Origin of the sequence: Microbacterium songi (genome assembly GCF_042747925.1) — a bacterium.
In the GTDB taxonomy this organism is placed as follows: Bacteria; Actinomycetota; Actinomycetes; order Actinomycetales; family Microbacteriaceae; genus Microbacterium.
Genome location: NZ_JBHZIE010000006.1, coordinates 76,512 through 94,635, shown reverse-complemented (window position 1 = coordinate 94,635; position 18,124 = coordinate 76,512). Strand labels below are relative to the sequence as shown.

Here is an 18,124-nt window from a genome sequence, read left to right as displayed (position 1 = left end):
CATCGTGGCCGACCATGTTCTGGCGCTCGACCAGGGGACGACATCGACGAGGGCGATCGTCTTCGACTCCTCCGGATCCATCGTCAGCGTCGCGCAGCGTGAGCACGAGCAGATCTTCCCGCGTGCCGGCTGGGTCGAGCACGACCCCATCGAGATCTGGACGAACACGCAGTGGGTCATCTCGACCGCTCTGAAGGACGCCGCGCTGCGCGCCGGGGACATCGCCGGCCTCGGTATCACCAACCAGCGCGAGACGGTCATCGTGTGGGATCGCCGCACCGGCAAACCGGTCGGCAACGCCATCGTGTGGCAGGACACCCGCACGCAGCCGATGATCGACCGGCTGGCCGCAGACGGCGGCACCGACCGCTTCGCCGCGCAGACGGGGCTGCCGCTCGCAACCTACTTCTCCGCGTCGAAGATCGCGTGGATCCTCGATCACGTCCCCGGCGCGCGCGCCGACGCGGAGGCCGGACACCTTCTCTTCGGCACCCCCGACAGCTGGGTCATCTGGAATCTGACAGGCGACACGCGGCAGGGCATCCATGTCACGGACGTGACCAACGCCAGCCGCACCCTGCTGATGGACCTCGCCACCCTCGACTGGAACAACGAGCTCCTCGAGACCTTCGGCGTCCCCCGCTCGATGATGCCCGAGATCGTCTCGTCCTCGGGAGTGGTCACCGAGGTGCGCGAGCCCGCCGCAGCGCGGGGCATCCCGATCGCGGGCATCCTCGGAGACCAGCAGGCGGCCATGTTCGGTCAGGCCGCGTTCGACGTGGGCGAATCGAAGAACACCTACGGCACCGGCAATTTCCTCCTCGTGAACACGGGCACCGAGATCGTGCGCTCGACGAACGGACTCGTGACGACGGTCGCGTACCGGTGCGAGGACGAGCCGGCACGGTACGCGCTGGAGGGGTCGATCGCCGTGACCGGGTCGTTGGTGCAGTGGCTGCGCGACAACCTGGGCATCATCTCGTCCTCGCCCGAGGTGGAGCGCCTCGCCTCGACCGTGGCCGACAGCGGCGGCGCCTACTTCGTCCCCGCCTTCTCCGGCCTGTTCGCCCCGTACTGGCGCCCCGACGCGCGCGGAGCCCTGGTCGGTCTGACCCGCTACGTGAACAAGGCCCATATCGCCCGCGCGGCGCTGGAGGCTGCGGCGTTCCAATCGCGAGATGTGATCGATGCCGCCCTCATGGACACGGAGAAGGATCTGTTCGAGCTGCGGGTCGACGGCGGCGGGTCGCGCGATGCGCTCATGATGCAGTTCCAGGCGGACATCCTCGGCATCCCGGTCGTCCGCCCCGAGGTGATCGAGACCACCGCGCTCGGCGCCGCGTACGCGGCCGGGCTCGCGACCGGTGTCTGGAACGACCGGGACCACCTGCGGGCGCAATGGCGGGAGGGCGCGCGTTTCGAACCCTCGATGGACCCGGCCGAGCGGGAGCGCCGCGTGCGCATGTGGCGCAAGGCCGTGACGAAGTCGCTCGACTGGGTCGACGAAGACGCTCACATCCTGGCGGGCACGAACGACGTCTGATCCGCCGCCCGGTCGTCACGCGGGGAGCGCAGCGACGAGACGAGACGCGTCTACTTCAGAAGCCTGCTCAACCGGCGATCGGCGAGGGGCTTGCCACCCGTCTGGCACGTCGCGCAGTACTCCAGGCTGTTGTCGGCGAAGAAGACGCTGCGTACGGTGTCGCCGCAGACGGGGCAGATCTCCCCTCGACGTCCGTGCACCTGCATGCCGCGGCGTTTCGCGTCTTTCAGGTCGGCGGGAGGCTTGCCGGATGCCTCGGCCACAGCATCCGTCAGCGTCGCCGTCATCGCGGCGAAGAGCCGGTCGATCTCGGGGTCCGTGAGCTTGGCCGCCAGAGCGTACGGCGATGTCTTGGCGGCGTGCAGGATCTCGTCCGAGTACGCGTTCCCGACCCCGGCGATGATGGACTGGTCGCGGAGCACGCCTTTGATCTGCGTCCGCCGCCCCTCCAGGAGCGCCGCCAGCGTGTCACGGGTGAAGGTGGGATCGAGCGGGTCGGGGCCGAGCCGGGCGATGCCGGGAACGTCGGCGGGGTCACGGACGACGTAGACCGCGAGCGACTTCTTGGTCCCGGCCTCGGTGAGGTCGAAGCCCGAGCCGTCGCTGAGGGCCACCCGCAGGGCGATCGCCGTCTTGCCGGGGCGGATGACCGTGGCGGGGAGGGTGTCGTACCAGCGCAGCCATCCGGCCTTCGCCAGGTGGAACACGAGGTGGGGTGCCGCGTCGTCGCCGTCGTGGGTCGTGGCCAGGTCGATGAATTTGCCGTGCCGCTCGGCACCCGCGACGGCGGTGCCGACCAGGGCGGTGACCGGCGGGTCGTAGGTCTTCAGTGCGGCGATGTTCGCGACCGAGACGCGCGTGATCTCGAGGCCGGTCACGCGTCCGCGGAGGAAGTCGACGAGTCCCTGCACCTCGGGCATCTCGGGCATGCGCCCATCCTGCCACGCGGGTGGGTTGCCCGGGCGGCCCTCCGGACTCAGCACACGCCGCGCGTACCGGCAACCCCCCGCCCCGCCGCCGGCCGAAGCCTCAGTCCGGCAGCACCGGCCACGGCTGCGGCCTCCGATCGTCGCTCGAGAGCAGAGCAGCGGCCCAGCCGTCGTCGCGACCGTGGGAGTTCTTCAGCGCCTGCCGTCGCATTCCCTCGTAGCGGAAGCCCAGAGCGCGGGCGGCCCGGGCCGAGGCGATGTTGCCGACCGAGGCGTGCCACTCGATGCGGGTGAGCGCGAGACCGTCCTCGGAGAAGCCCCAGTCGAGCACGGTGCGCGACGCCTCGGTGAGATAGCCCTGACCGCGAGCCTGCCGCGCGACCCAATAGCCGAGCTCGCCGTCGCCTTTGGCGCTGAGACGGTACAGACCCACCATGCCGATCAGTTCGTCGTCACGCCGCATCGCCCATGTGAGGTGGTCGCCGGCCGCCCACTGCGCCGCCACGTCGACCACGAACTGCTCGGCGTGGACTCGCGTGTAGGGCGAGGGAACGGTGGTGTAGCGCTGGATGCCGGGGTCCTGGCAGGCGGCGAAGATCGCGTCGACGTCGCCTTTGGTGGGGATCGAGAGCTCGAGCCGGGCGCTGTGCAGGGTCACGGCATCCATCTCGCCACCCTATCGACGTGCGAACCGACCACGAGCGACCCGGTTGTGCACCCACTACGCCCCCGGTGGCCCACTCAGGCGCGGCGCAGCAGGCCGATCCTGTCGTAGACGTCGTTCAGGGTGGCGTTGGCGACGGATGCCGCGCGGTCGGCGTTCGCCGCCAGCACGCGGTCGAGCTCGGCCGGATCATCGAGCATCTCGAGCGTGCGGGCGCGCACGGGTTCAAACTCGGAGACCACGACCTCCGCGAGGCCTTTCTTGAAGTCGCCGTAGCCTCGCCCCGCGTACTCGTCCTCGATGGAGGGGATCTGACGCCCGCTGAGTGCGGCGTAGATCACCAGCATGTTCGACACACCGGGCTTGTTCTCGCGGTCGAACCGGACGGCACCCTCGCTGTCGGTGACGGCGCGCATGATCTTCTTGGCGTTGACGGCGGGCTCGTCGAGCATCCACAGCACACCCGCATCGGACTCGGCGGACTTCGACATCTTCGACGTCGGGTTCTGGAGGTCGTAGATGCGCGCGGTGTCGCGCTGGATCACGGGCACCGGCACCGTGAAGGTCTGACCGTACCGGGAGTTGAAGCGCTCCGCGAGGTCGCGCGTGAGTTCCACGTGCTGCTTCTGGTCGTCACCGACGGGCACCACGTCGGTCTGGTACAGCAGGATGTCGGCCGCCATCAGCACCGGATAGGTGAAGAGGCCCACCGAGGTCGCGTCGACGCCGTAGCGCTGCGACTTGTCCTTGAACTGCGTCATGCGGTTCGCCTCGCCGAAGCCGGTGAGGGTGGAGAGGATCCACGCGAGCTCGCTGTGCGCGGGCACGTGCGACTGCACGTACAGGGTGGAACGCGAAGGCTCGATGCCGGCGGCGATGTACTGCGCGGCCGTGCGCCGCGTCTTCGCCCGCAGCTCGGAGGGATCGTTCGGTTGCGTGAGGGCGTGCAGGTCGACGACCGAGAAGAACGCATCGTACGAGTCCTGCAGGTCTCGCCATTGCATGAGCGCCCCGATGTAGTTGCCGATCTGGAGCGAGTCGGCGGAGGGCTGCATGCCGGAGTACAAGCGGGGTTTGTTCACCCGTCGAGTCTAGTTCGCGGTCCCGCCGGCCCCCTCGACGGTCCTGTCCGGCCCGATCGAAGACCCGGGGGCGGATGCCGCGCCGAGCCCGGCTCAGAGACCGACCGTGTAGTCGACAACGACGGGGGCGTGGTCGCTCCACCGGGTGTCCCACGACGGGGCGCGCACGATCCGGTAGTCCGTGACGCGCTCGGCGAGCGTCGACGTGGCGAGGTGGTAGTCGATGCGCCACCCGGTGTCGGTGTCGAACGCCTTGCCGCGGCTCGACCACCACGAGTACGGACCGTCGACGTCGCCGTGGAAGCGTCGACCGACATCGACCCACCCGAGACCCGGGCCGACGGAGCCGTCGACGCCGGTGACCGAGGAGCCCGCCGGTCCGAGGAAGCGGTCGAAATAGGCGCGCTCGCGGGGGAGGAAGCCGGCCTTCTTCACGTTGCCCTTCCAGTTGCGGATGTCGAGCTCACGATGGCCGACGTTGAGGTCGCCGGTGATGAGGGCCAGCCGTCCGTCGGCCGCGAGCTGCGGCATCCGCTCCTCCATCGCATCGAGGAACGCGTACTTCTCCGCCTGCTTCGGGGTGCCGTCCTGCCCGGTGGGGACGTACGCGCTCACCACGGTGACGGTCTCACCCTCGGTCACGACGTCGGCTTCGATCCAGCGGCCCTTCGGCTGCAGATCGGGGCCCCCGACGAGGTCGGTGCGGAAGGCGTCCACCGGCTCGCGGGTCGCGATGGCGACACCCGAGCGACCCTTCGCCAGTGCTTCGTCGTTGACGAAGAACCAGCCCGGCAGGACGGCCGCCACGTCGGCGGCCGTGGCCCGCACCTCCTGCAGCGTCAGCACATCGACCCCCGCGGTCTCGAGCCATGCGTGCATGCCGTTGCGGGCTGCCGCGCGGATGCCGTTGACGTTGACGGAGGCGATGCGAAGGGGGCGTGGCACGAGGATCAGCCTAGACGCGGCCTCCGACACCCCGCGGCGCCGGTCACTCCATCAGCAGGCCCGGTCTGCGGGCCGGGGGAGGAGGGGCGGATGCCACGACGTGGGCGAGCTCGGCCTCTGCTGCGGCGACCGCTCGATCGGCGGACCACACGCGGTACCAGGGCGCGTTCTCGCGGGCTTCGCGTGCGGTGCGCAATCGCACGTTCGCGGCCACGAGGAGGGCGCGGTGCTCGGCCCGCCTGCGCTCGTCCTCCGTCTGGGGGAGCAGCGGCACGTTCATGTCGCTGGCGGCGACGGCGATCCAGGCGCTCGCCGTGAGGATGATCACCCCGATCACCCGGAACCACAGCAGCAGCCCGACGAAGATCGCGAAGGTCGCGAGCAGGGAGTTCGACGGGGTGTAGAGGAGCAGCCATCCCGCGCCGATCTGCAGCACCGTGACCGCGCCGCCCCCGATCATGGCGCCGGGAAGGATCCGACGCCAACCGAGGTGCGTTCCGGTGAGGAAGCGCACGAGCGAGGCGAGCGCCGCGGAGTACAGCGCGAACGAGACGACGATCGACGCCACGCGCGCTCCGAGCAGGTAGCCGAACGAGTCCGTCGGCCACGAGAAGAGGTCGAACACGAGGCTCAGTGCCCACGTGCCCGCCGAGCTGACGGCGGCTCCGACGACGAGCGCGACGCCGAACACGGCTGCGGCGAAGAGGTCGCGCGCCTTGAGGAGGAGGTAGGAGCGCCGATCCGGATCGATTCCGAAGATGTCGCGCACCGCGCGGCGCGCGAAGGTGATGAAGCCGATCGCCGTCCAGATCAGGGTCGCGAGGGCGATCAAGCCGGTCACGCCGAGCACGTTGGCGCTCTGCGTCGCGATCTCGGCCACCTGCTCCTCGGTGAACAGGCCGGTCGCGCTGATCAGGTCGGGGATGTACCCGTTGATGACGTCGATCATCGCGTTGATCGCCGCTTGGCTGGCGCCGAGCCAGAGCCCGGCCACCGCGAAGGCCACGTAGATCGCCGCGAACAGGGCGAACAGCGCCTGGTAGCTCACGCCGGCCGCGAGCAGGAACCCGTTGTGCTGCAGGAAGTGACGCCACACGCGGATGGGGAACCACGCGAGGGTCGCCTGGGTGACGCGGGTGGCGCGCGCGATCGGCTCGTCGAACCGTTCGCGGAGCGAGTCCTGCGTCATCTCCCACCGCTCGCGCAGAGTCTCTTCTTCGCGGGCCGCCTCGAGCGCCACGGAAACAGGATCGACGGCGGGGTCGGACTCTCCAGGCTCGCTCTGCCTCGGACCCCTCTGGTTCATGGATCCAGGTTATCGATCGGCGGATGCGCCCGCCGTCGTCGCCGCGACCGCGTCCTGCCGGCCCGCGGCGGCCCGGAATCTGCGTGCGAGCAAGAGCACCGGCAGGAGCAGCACGGCCGGGATCAGGAACGCGAGCGGGAGTCCCGGCACGTCGGCCAGCAGCCCGATCACCACGGCGCCGAGGACGGCGCCCGCGTAGTTGAAGAGGTTGACCCGCGCGATGATCTGGTCGCTGCGCAGCGGCGCGAGCTGGCCCGCCGATGTGAACGCGAGCGGAACCAGGGCGCCCACGGCGACCCCTGCGAGCGCGAAGCCGAGCACCGCAGCGGCCACGAACGGCAGCGCCGCGACCACGATCAGCCCCGCCAGCGAGATCACGGTCGAGCCCATCACGACCGGTCCCGCGCCCCACCGCCCCACGATCCTGTCGGTCGCGAGCCGCGTGAGGAGGATCGCCACCTGATAGGCGGCGTAGCCGAGCGGGGCGATGACGGCCGCGGCCACGAGGTCATCCTGCAGGTAGACCGTGCTCCATGTGCTCACCCCCGAGTCCAGCGTGAATGCGGCGAGGATGACGAAGCCGAACAGCCAGATGCCGCGGCGGGGGAGGGGCGTGCGGGCCGCGACGTGACGCTCCTCGCCGGCGCGGGAGCGGTCGAACCAGACGAGACCGCAGCCCGCGACGAACGCGGCCACGACGGTGACGACCACGAGGGCCGCCGACACGCCCCACCCGACGGTGGCGGCACCCGCCACGGCCAGCGCCCCGAAAATCGCGGCGGCGGTGTAGGCGGCGAAGAACCCGCCCATGAGGTCTCGGCCGTAGGCACGCTGCACCAGCACGCCCTGCATGGCCCCTGCGGCGTCGACGGCGCCCAGCCCGGATCCGTAGACGGCGAAGCCGGCGATGAACAGCCAGAGCGGAGCATCTGCGGCCACGATGGCGATGCCGCCGACCTCGAGGGCCAGTCCGGTCACGAGGGCGGCACGACTGCCGGCCCGGGTGGCGATGAGGTCGGCGAGCACCGAACCGGCGGCCGCTGTGACGCACACCAGCAGGACGATGAGTGCGATGGCGGTGTCGTCGATGCCCTGCCGGTCCTTGAAACCCGGCAGGGAGGTCACCACGACGGCGTAGCCGAACCCCTGCGCCGCATACGCCGCGGACACCGTCGCTCGGGAGCGACGCTTCAGCGACCCTGCGGTGTCCACGGTCGAACCATACCGGCCGAGGCCGGCGCCCACGAGCACATCTCGCTCGGGGGCAGGTTCAGGATGCTGCGCTCAGCGCCTCCCGCGGAGCACCGCCTGCTTGACCTCGGCGATGGCCTTCGTCACCTCGATGCCACGGGGGCACGCCTCCGTGCAGTTGAAGGTGGTGCGGCAGCGCCACACGCCTTCTTTGTCGTTGAGGATGTCGAGACGCACATCGGCGGCATCGTCGCGGGAATCGAAGATGAAGCGGTGCGCGTTGACGATGGCGGCAGGACCGAAGTACTGCCCATCGGTCCAGAACACGGGGCAGGACGACGTGCACGCGGCGCACAGGATGCACTTGGTGGTGTCATCGAAGATCTCGCGGTCCACGACCGACTGCACGCGCTCTTTGCCCTTCTCGGGCACCGAGTTCGCGATCAGGAACGGCTGCACGTCGCGGTAGGAGGCGAAGAATGGCTCCATGTCGACGATGAGGTCCTTTTCGAGCGGCAGGCCCTTGATGGCCTCGACGTAGATCGGCTTCGAGATGTCGAGGTCCTTGATCAGCGTCTTGCAGGCGAGTCGGTTGCGGCCGTTGATGCGCATGGCGTCGGAGCCGCAGATCCCGTGCGCGCACGAGCGACGGAACGACAGCGAGCCGTCGACCTCCCACTTGATCTTGTGCAGCCCGTCCAGGACGCGGTCGGTCGAGTACAGCTCCACGTCGTAATCGACCCAGCGCGGCTCAGCGTCCACCTCGGGGTCGAAGCGACGGATGATGAAGGTGACGAGGAACGCCTGAACGCCCGTGTCTTCCGGGGCGGCGGTGTCCGCGACATCCGCGTCGGTGGTCTCTACGAGAGTCGACACCATCTCTAGTACTTCCTCTCCATCGGCTGGTAGCGCGTGATGACCACGGGCTTCCAGTCCAAGTGAATGTGATCCTCGGGGTGCGAGGAGTGGGCGTCACCCGACAGGTACGCCATCGAGTGCTGCATGTAGTTCTCGTCGTCCCGCTTCGGGTAGTCGTCACGCATGTGACCGCCGCGGCTCTCCTTGCGGTTGCGGGCGGTGACGACGACGACCTCGGCGAGGTCGAGGAGGAATCCCAGTTCGACGGCTTCGAGCAGGTCGGTGTTGTACCGCTTGCCCTTGTCGTCGACGTGGATGTTCTGGAAGCGGTCGCGCAGATCCTGGATCACCGTCATGACCTCGCCGAGCGACTCGTCGGTGCGGAAGACCTGGGCCTTGCGGTCCATCTCGTCCTGCAGGGTCTTGCGCAGCACGGCGATCCGCTCCGTGCCGGGATTGTTGCGCAGGCTCTCCATGAGCTCGCGCACCTCTTTCGAGGGGTCTTCCGGCAGCGGCACGAACTCGGCGTCCTGCACGTAGGCGACCGCATTGCGGCCCGCGCGCTTGCCGAAGACGTTGATGTCGAGCAGCGAGTTGGTGCCGAGGCGGTTGGAGCCGTGCACCGACACGCAGGCGCACTCCCCGGCGGCGTAGAGACCCGGCACGACCGTGGTGTTGTCGCTCAGGACCTCGGCCTTGACGTTGGTGGGGATGCCGCCCATCGCGTAGTGCGCGGTGGGCATCACGGGCACGGGTTCGACGACCGGGTCGACGCCGAGATACGTGCGGGCGAACTCGGTGATGTCGGGGAGCTTCGTCTCCAGCACTTCCGCCCCGAGGTGGGTGCAGTCCAGCAGCACGTAGTCGCGGTGCGGGCCGGCGCCGCGACCTTCGGCCACCTCTTGGACCATGCAGCGGCTCACGATGTCACGGGGTGCGAGGTCCTTGATCGTCGGTGCGTACCGCTCCATGAACCGCTCGCCGCTGGCGTTGCGCAGGATCGCGCCTTCACCTCGGGCACCCTCGGTGAGGAGGATGCCGAGCCCTGCGAGGCCGGTCGGGTGGAACTGGAAGAACTCCATGTCCTCGAGCGGCAGGCCCTTGCGCCAGACGATGCCGACGCCGTCGCCGGTGAGCGTGTGCGCGTTCGAGGTGGTCTTGAAGATCTTGCCGAAGCCGCCGGTCGCGAAGATGACGGCCTTGGACTGGAAGACGTGCAGGTCGCCGGTGGACAGCTCGTAGGCGACGACGCCCGCCACCTGCGTCGTGCCGTCGTCCGCAACGACGGTGATGAGGTCGAGCACGTAGAACTCGTTGAAGAAGTTGATGCCCAGACGCACGCAGTTCTGGAACAGCGTCTGCAGGATCATGTGACCGGTGCGGTCAGCGGCGTAGCAGGCCCGGCGCACCGGGGTCTTGCCGTGGTCGGCGGTGTGGCCGCCGAACCGGCGCTGGTCGATCTTGCCCTCGGGCGTGCGGTTGAACGGCAGGCCCATGTTCTCGAGGTCGATGACCGCGTCGATAGCCTCCTTCGCCAGGATCTCGGCGGCATCCTGATCCACCAGGTAGTCGCCGCCCTTCACCGTGTCGAAGGTGTGCCATTCCCAGGAGTCCTCTTCGACGTTCGCCAGCGCGGCCGCCATACCGCCCTGCGCCGCCCCGGTGTGCGAGCGGGTCGGGTAGAGCTTGCTGATGACGGCGGTCTTGGCACCCGGTCCGGCTTCGATCGCCGCGCGCATACCGGCACCGCCGGCGCCCACGATGACGATGTCGAACTGGTGGTAGTGCACGCCGTCCTTGACGAAGGAGTCTGCGGTCTCTGTGCTCACGGGGATGCTTTCGTTTCTCTCTCGGTGCGCCGGGGGATCAGCCCTGGCACATGTCCCAGAGGCTGCTGTCGGGGGTGACGCCAATGCACGGGTCGAAGGTGAAGACGACGAGCGTGCCCAGCAGGATGAGGAAGGCGGCGGACAGCCCGACCGCCCAGACGAGCACGCGGCGCGTGCGCTCGGTCGTGACGTAGTCGTTGATGACCGTGCGCATGCCGTTCGCGCCGTGGATGAGCGCGAGCCAGAGCATGAGGACGTCCCACCACTGCCAGAACGGTGAGGCGTACTTTCCGACGACGAACGCGAAGTCGATCTGGTGGATGCCTTCGCCGACCATGAGGTTGACGAAGAGGTGACCGAAGATGAGCACCACGAGCACGACGCCCGAGACGCGCATGTAGATCCAGCCCCACTTCTCGAGATTGGTGCCCTTCTTGCGCGGGGCGGCGCTGCGGGGTGCGGCGATGGTGTCGGCGGAAGTCATCACTGGCCCCCTCCCATCGTCGAGAACACATTGATCAGGTGGCGCGGGGTGAATCCGATCATCGTCACTGCCCAGAGGCCGAGAACGACCCACCAGAGCTGGCGCTGGTAGCGCGCACCCTTCGACCAGAAGTCGACGACGATGATGCGCAGCCCGTTGTAGGCGTGATAGGCGATGGCCGCCACGAGCACGACCTCGCCCATCCCCATGATGGGGTTCTTGTACGTGCCGATGACCGCGTCGTACGCCTCGGGGGAGACCCGGATCAGAGCGGTGTCCAGCACGTGCACGAGGAGGAAGAAGAAGATGGCCACACCGGTGATGCGATGCAACACCCACGACCACATTCCTTCTCGGCCCCGGTAGAGCGTTCCGCGGGGGACCTTCGAAGTGGTCTCCGACACCGACGGTGTCACGCGTGTGTCTGCAGACACATCGTCCTCCCTGCTTTCGTCACCAGCCTGAGTGCGGCACGACCCTCGTGGAAGCGGCAACGCTGCGCCTTCATCCTATGGCGGCCCCTGTCGCCGAGCCCGGGGGGGAAGCCTAACTATCTTGATGTCAAGACATTAATGAGGGTTGCCTCACCTGCCCCCGGATGGCCGTGGGCGCCGGCACGGAGTCGCCGACAGGGGTGGCGCGCGCCGTCCCGGTATCCTCTGCTCATGGCCGAACCGATCGACGACTTCTACGCAGTGATCCCCGCGGGCGGTATCGGCAGCAGGCTCTGGCCACTCTCCCGTGCTGACGCGCCGAAGTTCCTTCACGACCTGACCGGCTCCGGCCAGACCCTTCTACGCGACACCTGGGATCGGCTCGAGCCGCTCGCCGGCGCCGACCGCATCGCTGTGGTCACCGGGCGGGCGCACCGCGCGGCCGTCGAGCGCGAGCTGCCCGGCATCCCCGACAAGAACGTGTTTCTGGAGTCCGAGCCGCGCGACTCCGCGGCCGCGATCGGGCTCGCCGCCGCGATCCTGTCGCGTCGGGAGCCCGACGTCGTGATCGGCTCGTTCGCCGCCGACCACGTGATCCGCGGCTCGCGTCTGTTCGACCACGCCGTGCGCCAGGCGGTGGCGGTCGCCCGCGACGGGTACATCTGCACGATCGGCATTCCTCCCGTCGAACCCTCCGTGGGGTTCGGCTACATCCAGAAGGGCGACGAGCTGATCGTCGAGGGCGCCCCCGAGGCCGCCTACGTGCGCCGCTTCGTCGAGAAGCCCGACCTCGAGACCGCGCGCGAGTACTACGCCGACCGGTCGTTCCTCTGGAACGCAGGGATGTTCATCGCCCGTGCCGACGTCCTTCTCGGCGAGATCGCCGAGAACCAGCCGCACCTCTATGCCGGGCTGATGGATCTCGCCGAGGCCTGGGACGACCGCGAGGCCCGCGGTCCGGTCGTCGATCGCGTCTGGCCGAGCATCACGAAGATCGCCATCGACTACGCCGTCGCGGAGCCCGCCGCCGAGAAGGGGCGCCTCGCCGTGATCCCCGGACACTTCGAATGGGATGACGTGGGCGACTTCGCCAGCCTCGCGAAGCTCAACTCCCACGGTCGCAAGAACGACCTGGCCATCCTCGGCGAGAACGCGCGCGTGCTCGTCGACGCCGCGAGCGGCATCGTCGTCAGTCAGACCGGTCGCGTGATCAGCGTCATCGGAGTGAAGGACATCGTGATCGTCGACACCGAGGACGCGCTGCTGGTGACCACGAGCGAACACGCGCAGCGTGTGAAAGGCGTCGTCGACGCCCTCAAGCTGACGGGCCGCGGCGACGTCCTCTGAGAGGTGAGGGCCGCATGCGACGGCTCTGTTGCGTCTTTGTAACCATTGGCCCACCGGGGGCGATCCGGTATGCAAGCGCGCCGTCATAGTGGGTAACTTCAAAATGTCGCCCGCGAAGTGCGCGGGCCACCTTTTTATGGAGGCCTGAGTTGACACTCTCTACCACCAAGAAGTTCGGCGGGGTCATCGCCACCGCCGGACTGCTCGTTGCGCTGGCCGGTTGCGGATCGGCGCCCGCGCCGGCGGCATCCTCGTCCGGTGACGCCGCGGGCGGCGCCGTCGACGGCTTCATCCCCTGCATGGTCTCGGACGCGGGCGGGTTCGACGACAAGTCGTTCAACCAGCTCGGCTTCGAAGGCATGACGTCGGCGGCAGAGACCCTCGGCGTCGAGCCCATCTCGGTGCAGTCCGACTCCGAAGCGGACTTCGCCCCGAACATCACGAGCCTCATCGACCAGAACTGCAAGCTGATCATCACCGTCGGCTTCGCCCTGGCGTCGGCGGCGGGCGAGGCGGCCACCGCCAACCCCGACCTCGAGTTCGTCTCGATCGATGACGTGGTCGACAACGACTTCGACGGCGAGACCGACGCGCCCAACATCAAGCCGATCGTGTTCGACACGTCGCAGGCCGCGTTCCTCGCGGGCTACGCCTCCGCGTCGTACTCGACCGACAAGTCGAAGAAGGTCGGCACGTTCGGCGGGCAGAACTTCCCGACGGTCTCGATCTTCATGGACGGCTTCAAGCAGGGCGTCGAGTACTGGAACGCGCAGAAGAGCGACACGGTCCAGGTTCTGGGCTGGGACGGCACGGACGGCGTCTTCACCGGGGCGTTCACGGCCAACCAGGACGCCATCAACGCCGCGCAGGGTCTCGTCGACCAGGGCGTCGACGTGCTGCTGCCGGTCGGTGGCCCGATCTACCAGAGCGCCGCGTCGGTCATCCGCGACTCCGGTCGTGACATCGCCCTCATCGGCGTCGACGCGGACGTGTTCGAGACCGACCCGAGTGTCGCGGACCTGCTGCTGACCTCGATTCGCAAGGGCATCGATGTGGGCGTCAGCGACGCCGTGCTCGCCGCCGGCCAGGGCGACTTCGACACCACCCCGTTCGTCGGCACGCTCGAGAACGAAGGCGTCGGCCTCGCACCGTTCCACGACTTCGAGTCGAAGGTCTCCCCTGACCTGCAGGGCGAGCTCGACACGATCACGGCGGGCATCATCGACGGATCGATCCCCGTCACGTCGTACCTCAACCAGTAGCACCGACCGATGGGGAGGCTGGGTGACCAGCCTCCCCATCGTCATGCATGCGGACGGCACTTCCGCCGGCTCGCACCCACCACCGGGCGTTCCGCTCACTAGGATCGAGGATCATGAAGCTCGAACTCCGCGGCATCACGAAGCGGTTCGGCAGCCTCGTCGCCAATGATCACATCGACCTCCTCGTCGAGCCGGGGGAGATCCACTGCCTCCTGGGCGAGAACGGCGCCGGCAAGTCGACGCTCATGAACGTCCTCTACGGGTTGTACCGCGCCGACGAAGGCGTGATCCTCCTCGACGACGTCGTCCAGAACTTCCAGGGCCCCGGTGACGCCATGCGCTCCGGCATCGGCATGGTGCACCAGCACTTCATGCTCATCCCCGTCTTCACCGTGGCCGAGAACGTCATGCTCGGCCACGAGTCGACCAAGGCGGGAGGCATCCTCGACCTGGATGCCGCGCGCACCCGTGTGCGCGAGATCTCGGCACGATTCGGATTCGACGTCGACCCGGACGCGCTGGTCGAAGACCTGCCCGTCGGAGTGCAGCAGCGCGTGGAGATCATCAAGGCGCTCTCGCGCGACGCCCGGGTGCTCGTCTTCGACGAGCCGACCGCCGTGCTCACGCCGCAGGAGACCGACGAGCTCATGGTCATCATGAGGCAGCTCAAGGACACCGGCACGTCGATCGTGTTCATCACGCACAAGCTGCGCGAAGTGCGTGAGGTCGCCGATCGCATCACCGTCATCCGGCTCGGCAAGGTCGTCGGCGAGGCGTCGCCCGGCGCCACCAACGCCGAGCTCGCCGAGCTCATGGTCGGTCGCTCGGTCGAACTGACCGTGCAGAAGGACGCCCCGAAGCTCGGGGATCGTGCCCTCGTCGTCGAGGGACTCACGGTGATCGACGCCAAGGACCAGGTCGTCGTCAACGACGTCAGCTTCGACGTGCGCGCGGGCGAAGTCGTCGCGATCGCGGGGGTGCAGGGAAACGGTCAGACCGAACTGACCGAGGCCCTCGTCGGTCTCGAGCAGCGCGTCAAGGGTTCCGTGCAGCTGAACGGCGAGGAGCTCGTCGGGGCGAGTGTGCGCCGCATCCTCGACGAGGGCGTCGGTTTCGTCCCGGAGGACCGCAACGAAGACGGACTGGTCGGGCCGATGTCGATCGCCGAGAACCTCGTGCTCGATCGCACGAACGGCGCGCCCTTCGTGCGCGGCGGCAGCCTGCGTCTCGGCTACATCGCCGAGTTCGCCCGTGAGAAGTTCACGGAGTTCGACGTGCGCGCGCCGGGTATCGATGCCCCCGTGGGCACGCTCTCCGGCGGCAACCAGCAGAAAGTCGTGCTGGCGCGCGAACTCAGCCGCGACCTGTCGCTGCTCGTCGCCGCCCAGCCGACCCGCGGTGTGGACGTGGGGTCGATCGAATTCATCCACAAGCGCATCATCCAGACGCGGGACGCCGGCATCCCGGTGATCGTGGTCTCCACGGAACTCGATGAGGTGACCGCTCTCGCCGACCGCATCATCGTCATGTACCGCGGGCGCATCATCGGCATCGTCCCGGGAGACACGCCTCGCGGTGTGCTCGGTCTGATGATGGCCGGCGAAACGCCGACAGACGAAGGGGTCGCCGCGTGAGTGAGAACCTGACCGGTGGGGCGGCGATCACGCCGATCGCCGGGCCGCCCGCCGCCGCCTCGGTGCCGGCGGCACCCGTGCCGGGCGCGCCCGAGAACTCGAAGTGGCACGACACCTTCCTGCGGATCACCCAGGGCAGCGCGCTGATCTCGGTGCTCGCGGTCGTGCTGGCCCTCCTGGTGGGCGGCATCATGATCGCCTTCACCGACGAGAACGTCCAGGCGTCGGCGGGATACTTCTTCGCCCGCCCCGGCGACACGATCGTCGCGATCTGGAACGCCGTCTCGGGGGCATACATCGCCCTCTTCCAGGGGTCGGTCTACAACTTCCGTGCGCCGAGCTTCGAGCGCGGCATCCGTCCCCTCACCGAGACGCTGACGTTCGCCACGCCGCTGATCGCTGCGGGCCTCGGCGTCTCGCTCGCGTTCCGCATCGGCATGTTCAACATCGGCGGCCGCGGACAGATGCTGATGGCATCGGCGGCGGCGGGCTGGGTGGCCTTCTCGCTCGACCTGCCGTGGGGCATCCACATGGTGGTCGCGCTCCTCGCGGGCCTGGCGGCGGGAGCGGTGTGGGCCGGGATCGCCGGCGCGCTCAAGGCGTGGACCGGTGCGCACGAGGTGATCGTCACGATCATGCTCAACTACATCGCCTTCTACCTGATCTCCTTCATGCTCCGCACCCCGGGGCTCCTGCAGGCACCCGGTTCGAGCAACCCGAAGACGCCGCCGATGAAGGACACCGCGGTGTTCCCCGAACTGCTCGGGCCCCAGTACAACCTGCACTTCGGATTCATCCTCGTGATCATCGCGACGGTCGTGGTGTGGTGGATCCTCAGCCGCTCCAGCCTGGGCTTCAAATTCCGCGCGGTCGGGGAGAACCCGAAGGCCGCGCGGGTGGCGGGCATCAACGTCAAGAGCATGTACATCGTCGGGATGCTGATCGCCGGCGCGCTGGTCGGCTTGGCGGGCGTGAATCAGGTGCTGGGCACGATCACGACGGGGTTCTCCGCCGACATCGACGCCGGTATCGGATTCGACGCGATCACGGTGGCGCTGCTCGGGCGATCGACGCCGTGGGGCACCTTCGCCGCCGGAATCCTCTTCGGGGCGTTCAAGGCGGGCGGCTTCTCGATGCAGGCGGCCGAGGGCATCCCGATCGAAATCGTCACCGTGGTCCAGGCGCTCATCGTGCTGTTCATCGCCGCGCCGCCCCTCGTGCGCACCATCTTCGGCCTGCCGTCGCCCGAGCGAGACCAGCGCCGGCGCAGCAAGGCTCGGGAGAAGCAGCTCAAGGCAGAAGCAGGGGCGGTGGTGAAATGACACTGACGGCGGATGGTGCAGTCGCTGCGCAGGCAACGGTCACGGCGGGGGTGCGCAGCTGGAAGGCTCCGATCGCGCTCGCCGTCTTCACGGTGCTGTACGCCCTGCTCATGCTGGCCGCGCCCCGCGGCGGCGAGACCTCCTTCCGCATCTCCACGGAGGCGGATGCACTGCAGCTGCCCGTGGCGACCGCGCCCGTCGGTGCGACGGTGTGGGTGGTCTTCGCACTGCTGGCCGCGCTCACTCTCGGTGCCGCGATCCTGGTGCGGCAGTACCGGCAGACGCCGCTCTGGCTGATCGCGGCCTACATCCTCCTGGCCATCGTCGGATTTCTCACCTGGGCGGGTGCGGGGGCGACGATCCCCGTCGCCGGACTGCTCGCCGGCGCGGTGGCCCTCGCCATCCCGCTGATCTACGGCGCGCTCGCCGGTGTGATCGGCGAACGCGTCGGTGTCGTGAACATCGCCATCGAGGGCCAGCTCCTCGCGGGGGCCTTCAGTGCAGCCGTCGTCGCCACCCTGACCGGCCAGCCGCTCCTCGGCCTCGTGGCCGCAATGGTCGCGGGCATGCTGGTCGCCTTCGTCCTGGCCGCCTTCGCCATCAAGTACGTCGTCGACCAGGTGATCGTCGGGGTCGTGCTCAACGTGCTCGTCGCCGGCTTCACGAGCTTCCTCTTCTCGCAGGTGCTGCAGCCCAACCAGGCGACGCTGAACAATCCGCCGCGCTTCGACCGCATCCCGATCCCGATCCTGAGCGAGATCCCCGTCCTCGGACCGGTGCTATTCCGGCAGACGATCATCGTCTACCTCATGTACATCGCGGTCGCCCTCGTGTGGTTCGCCATGTTCCGCACGCGCTGGGGATTGCGTCTGCGCGCCGTCGGCGAGCACCCGCAGGCCGCCGACACCGTCGGCATCAACGTCAACGCCACCCGATTCTGGAACGTTCTGCTCGCCGGCGCGATCGCGGGTCTGGGCGGCACGGTGTTCACGATCGGCAACGGCATCGCCTTCAACAAGGAGATGACGGCGGGCGCCGGCTTCATCGCGCTCGCGGCCGTGATCTTCGGCCAGTGGGACCCGATCAAAGCGACGCTGGCCGCGCTGCTGTTCGGGTTCGCGTCGAGCCTGCAGAACACGTTGAGCGTCATCGGATCGCCGGTGCCCAGCGAGTTCATGCTCATGCTCCCGTACGTCGTGACGATCTTCGTCGTGGCCGGTGTCGTCGGACGCTCCCGGGCGCCCGCGGCCGACGGTCAGCCCTACATCAAGGGATGACCGTGGACTGCGACGGC

At 68.5% G+C, this 18,124-nt stretch carries 16 protein-coding genes; 6 read left to right on the top strand and 10 right to left on the bottom strand.

Annotated elements, in window-relative coordinates:
• The first annotated feature begins 4 nt into the window (after nucleotides 1-4).
• On the top strand, nucleotides 5-1,543 hold the full coding sequence (gene glpK / locus ACFM35_RS09050; RefSeq protein WP_378841164.1) for a glycerol kinase GlpK: 1,539 nt from the start codon (nucleotides 5-7) through the stop codon (nucleotides 1,541-1,543).
• Nucleotides 1,544-1,593: 50 nt separating this feature from the next.
• Here glpK and ACFM35_RS09045 read toward each other — a convergent pair whose 3' ends face one another.
• From ACFM35_RS09045 to sdhC, 10 genes are all read right to left on the bottom strand, one after another.
• Nucleotides 1,594-2,472, bottom strand: coding sequence for an Fpg/Nei family DNA glycosylase (locus tag ACFM35_RS09045; RefSeq protein ID WP_378841161.1), 879 nt, complete (start codon nucleotides 2,470-2,472; stop codon nucleotides 1,594-1,596).
• Between the two features lie 100 nt (nucleotides 2,473-2,572).
• The gene (locus tag ACFM35_RS09040; protein ID WP_378841158.1) at nucleotides 2,573-3,139 is read right to left on the bottom strand and encodes a GNAT family N-acetyltransferase; all 567 of its coding nucleotides are present in this window, start codon (nucleotides 3,137-3,139) and stop codon (nucleotides 2,573-2,575) included.
• A gap of 74 nt (nucleotides 3,140-3,213) precedes the next feature.
• Nucleotides 3,214-4,218 (bottom strand): tryptophan--tRNA ligase, encoded by a 1,005-nt coding sequence (gene trpS / locus ACFM35_RS09035; RefSeq protein WP_378841156.1) that lies wholly within the window; start codon nucleotides 4,216-4,218, stop codon nucleotides 3,214-3,216.
• 93 nt (nucleotides 4,219-4,311) lie between these two features.
• Nucleotides 4,312-5,163, bottom strand: a complete 852-nt coding sequence (locus ACFM35_RS09030) for an exodeoxyribonuclease III (RefSeq protein WP_378841154.1) — start codon at nucleotides 5,161-5,163, stop codon at nucleotides 4,312-4,314.
• Nucleotides 5,164-5,206: 43 nt separating this feature from the next.
• Nucleotides 5,207-6,469 (bottom strand): YihY/virulence factor BrkB family protein, encoded by a 1,263-nt coding sequence (locus tag ACFM35_RS09025; RefSeq protein ID WP_378841151.1) that lies wholly within the window; start codon nucleotides 6,467-6,469, stop codon nucleotides 5,207-5,209.
• Nucleotides 6,470-6,478: 9 nt separating this feature from the next.
• The gene (locus tag ACFM35_RS09020) at nucleotides 6,479-7,681 is read right to left on the bottom strand and encodes an MFS transporter (protein ID WP_378841149.1); all 1,203 of its coding nucleotides are present in this window, start codon (nucleotides 7,679-7,681) and stop codon (nucleotides 6,479-6,481) included.
• A gap of 72 nt (nucleotides 7,682-7,753) precedes the next feature.
• Entirely contained in the window at nucleotides 7,754-8,539 is a 786-nt protein-coding gene (locus ACFM35_RS09015; protein WP_378841146.1) for a succinate dehydrogenase iron-sulfur subunit, read from the bottom strand.
• A gap of 2 nt (nucleotides 8,540-8,541) precedes the next feature.
• Nucleotides 8,542-10,347, bottom strand: a complete 1,806-nt coding sequence (gene sdhA, locus ACFM35_RS09010; protein ID WP_378841144.1) for a succinate dehydrogenase flavoprotein subunit — start codon at nucleotides 10,345-10,347, stop codon at nucleotides 8,542-8,544.
• A 37-nt stretch (nucleotides 10,348-10,384) separates the two neighbouring features.
• The gene (locus ACFM35_RS09005; RefSeq protein WP_378841142.1) at nucleotides 10,385-10,831 is read right to left on the bottom strand and encodes a succinate dehydrogenase hydrophobic membrane anchor subunit; all 447 of its coding nucleotides are present in this window, start codon (nucleotides 10,829-10,831) and stop codon (nucleotides 10,385-10,387) included.
• Complete coding sequence (sdhC, locus tag ACFM35_RS09000) at nucleotides 10,831-11,265, bottom strand: succinate dehydrogenase, cytochrome b556 subunit (RefSeq protein ID WP_378841139.1); 435 nt, start codon at nucleotides 11,263-11,265, stop codon at nucleotides 10,831-10,833. Before sdhC ends, ACFM35_RS09005 begins: the two co-directional genes overlap by 1 nt.
• Nucleotides 11,266-11,496: 231 nt before the next feature.
• Between sdhC and ACFM35_RS08995 the strand changes: the two genes are divergently transcribed.
• The 5 genes from ACFM35_RS08995 (at nucleotide 11,497) to ACFM35_RS08975 (ending at nucleotide 18,107) form a co-directional block, all read left to right on the top strand.
• Nucleotides 11,497-12,612, top strand: coding sequence for a mannose-1-phosphate guanylyltransferase (locus tag ACFM35_RS08995; RefSeq protein ID WP_378841137.1), 1,116 nt, complete (start codon nucleotides 11,497-11,499; stop codon nucleotides 12,610-12,612).
• A 149-nt stretch (nucleotides 12,613-12,761) separates the two neighbouring features.
• Nucleotides 12,762-13,874 carry a BMP family lipoprotein gene (locus tag ACFM35_RS08990; RefSeq protein ID WP_378841134.1) on the top strand — a complete coding sequence of 371 codons (1,113 nt, stop codon included), beginning with the start codon at nucleotides 12,762-12,764 and terminating at the stop codon, nucleotides 13,872-13,874.
• A 113-nt stretch (nucleotides 13,875-13,987) separates the two neighbouring features.
• Nucleotides 13,988-15,508, top strand: a complete 1,521-nt coding sequence (locus ACFM35_RS08985; RefSeq protein ID WP_378841131.1) for an ABC transporter ATP-binding protein — start codon at nucleotides 13,988-13,990, stop codon at nucleotides 15,506-15,508.
• Entirely contained in the window at nucleotides 15,505-16,830 is a 1,326-nt protein-coding gene (locus ACFM35_RS08980) for an ABC transporter permease (RefSeq protein WP_378841129.1), read from the top strand. The genes ACFM35_RS08985 and ACFM35_RS08980 overlap by 4 nt, the downstream gene beginning before the upstream one ends.
• Nucleotides 16,827-18,107: an ABC transporter permease gene (locus ACFM35_RS08975; protein ID WP_378841127.1), complete on the top strand. Its 1,281-nt coding sequence runs from the start codon at nucleotides 16,827-16,829 to the stop codon at nucleotides 18,105-18,107. Before ACFM35_RS08980 ends, ACFM35_RS08975 begins: the two co-directional genes overlap by 4 nt.
• The last annotated feature ends 17 nt before the right edge of the window (nucleotides 18,108-18,124 follow it).

What these genes read in the sequence shown, in the direction of transcription:
- ACFM35_RS09005 (WP_378841142.1), bottom strand. Translation starts at nt 10,831, where the DNA reads ATGACTTCCGCCGACACCATCGCCGCACCCCGCAGCGCCGCCCCGCGC.
- ACFM35_RS08995 (WP_378841137.1), top strand. Translation starts at nt 11,497, where the DNA reads ATGGCCGAACCGATCGACGACTTCTACGCAGTGATCCCCGCGGGCGGT.
- ACFM35_RS08975 (WP_378841127.1), top strand. Translation starts at nt 16,827, where the DNA reads ATGACACTGACGGCGGATGGTGCAGTCGCTGCGCAGGCAACGGTCACG.
- ACFM35_RS09015 (WP_378841146.1), bottom strand. Translation starts at nt 8,539, where the DNA reads ATGGTGTCGACTCTCGTAGAGACCACCGACGCGGATGTCGCGGACACC.
- ACFM35_RS08985 (WP_378841131.1), top strand. Translation starts at nt 13,988, where the DNA reads ATGAAGCTCGAACTCCGCGGCATCACGAAGCGGTTCGGCAGCCTCGTC.
- ACFM35_RS09045 (WP_378841161.1), bottom strand. Translation starts at nt 2,472, where the DNA reads ATGCCCGAGATGCCCGAGGTGCAGGGACTCGTCGACTTCCTCCGCGGA.
- ACFM35_RS09025 (WP_378841151.1), bottom strand. Translation starts at nt 6,469, where the DNA reads ATGAACCAGAGGGGTCCGAGGCAGAGCGAGCCTGGAGAGTCCGACCCC.
- ACFM35_RS09040 (WP_378841158.1), bottom strand. Translation starts at nt 3,139, where the DNA reads ATGGATGCCGTGACCCTGCACAGCGCCCGGCTCGAGCTCTCGATCCCC.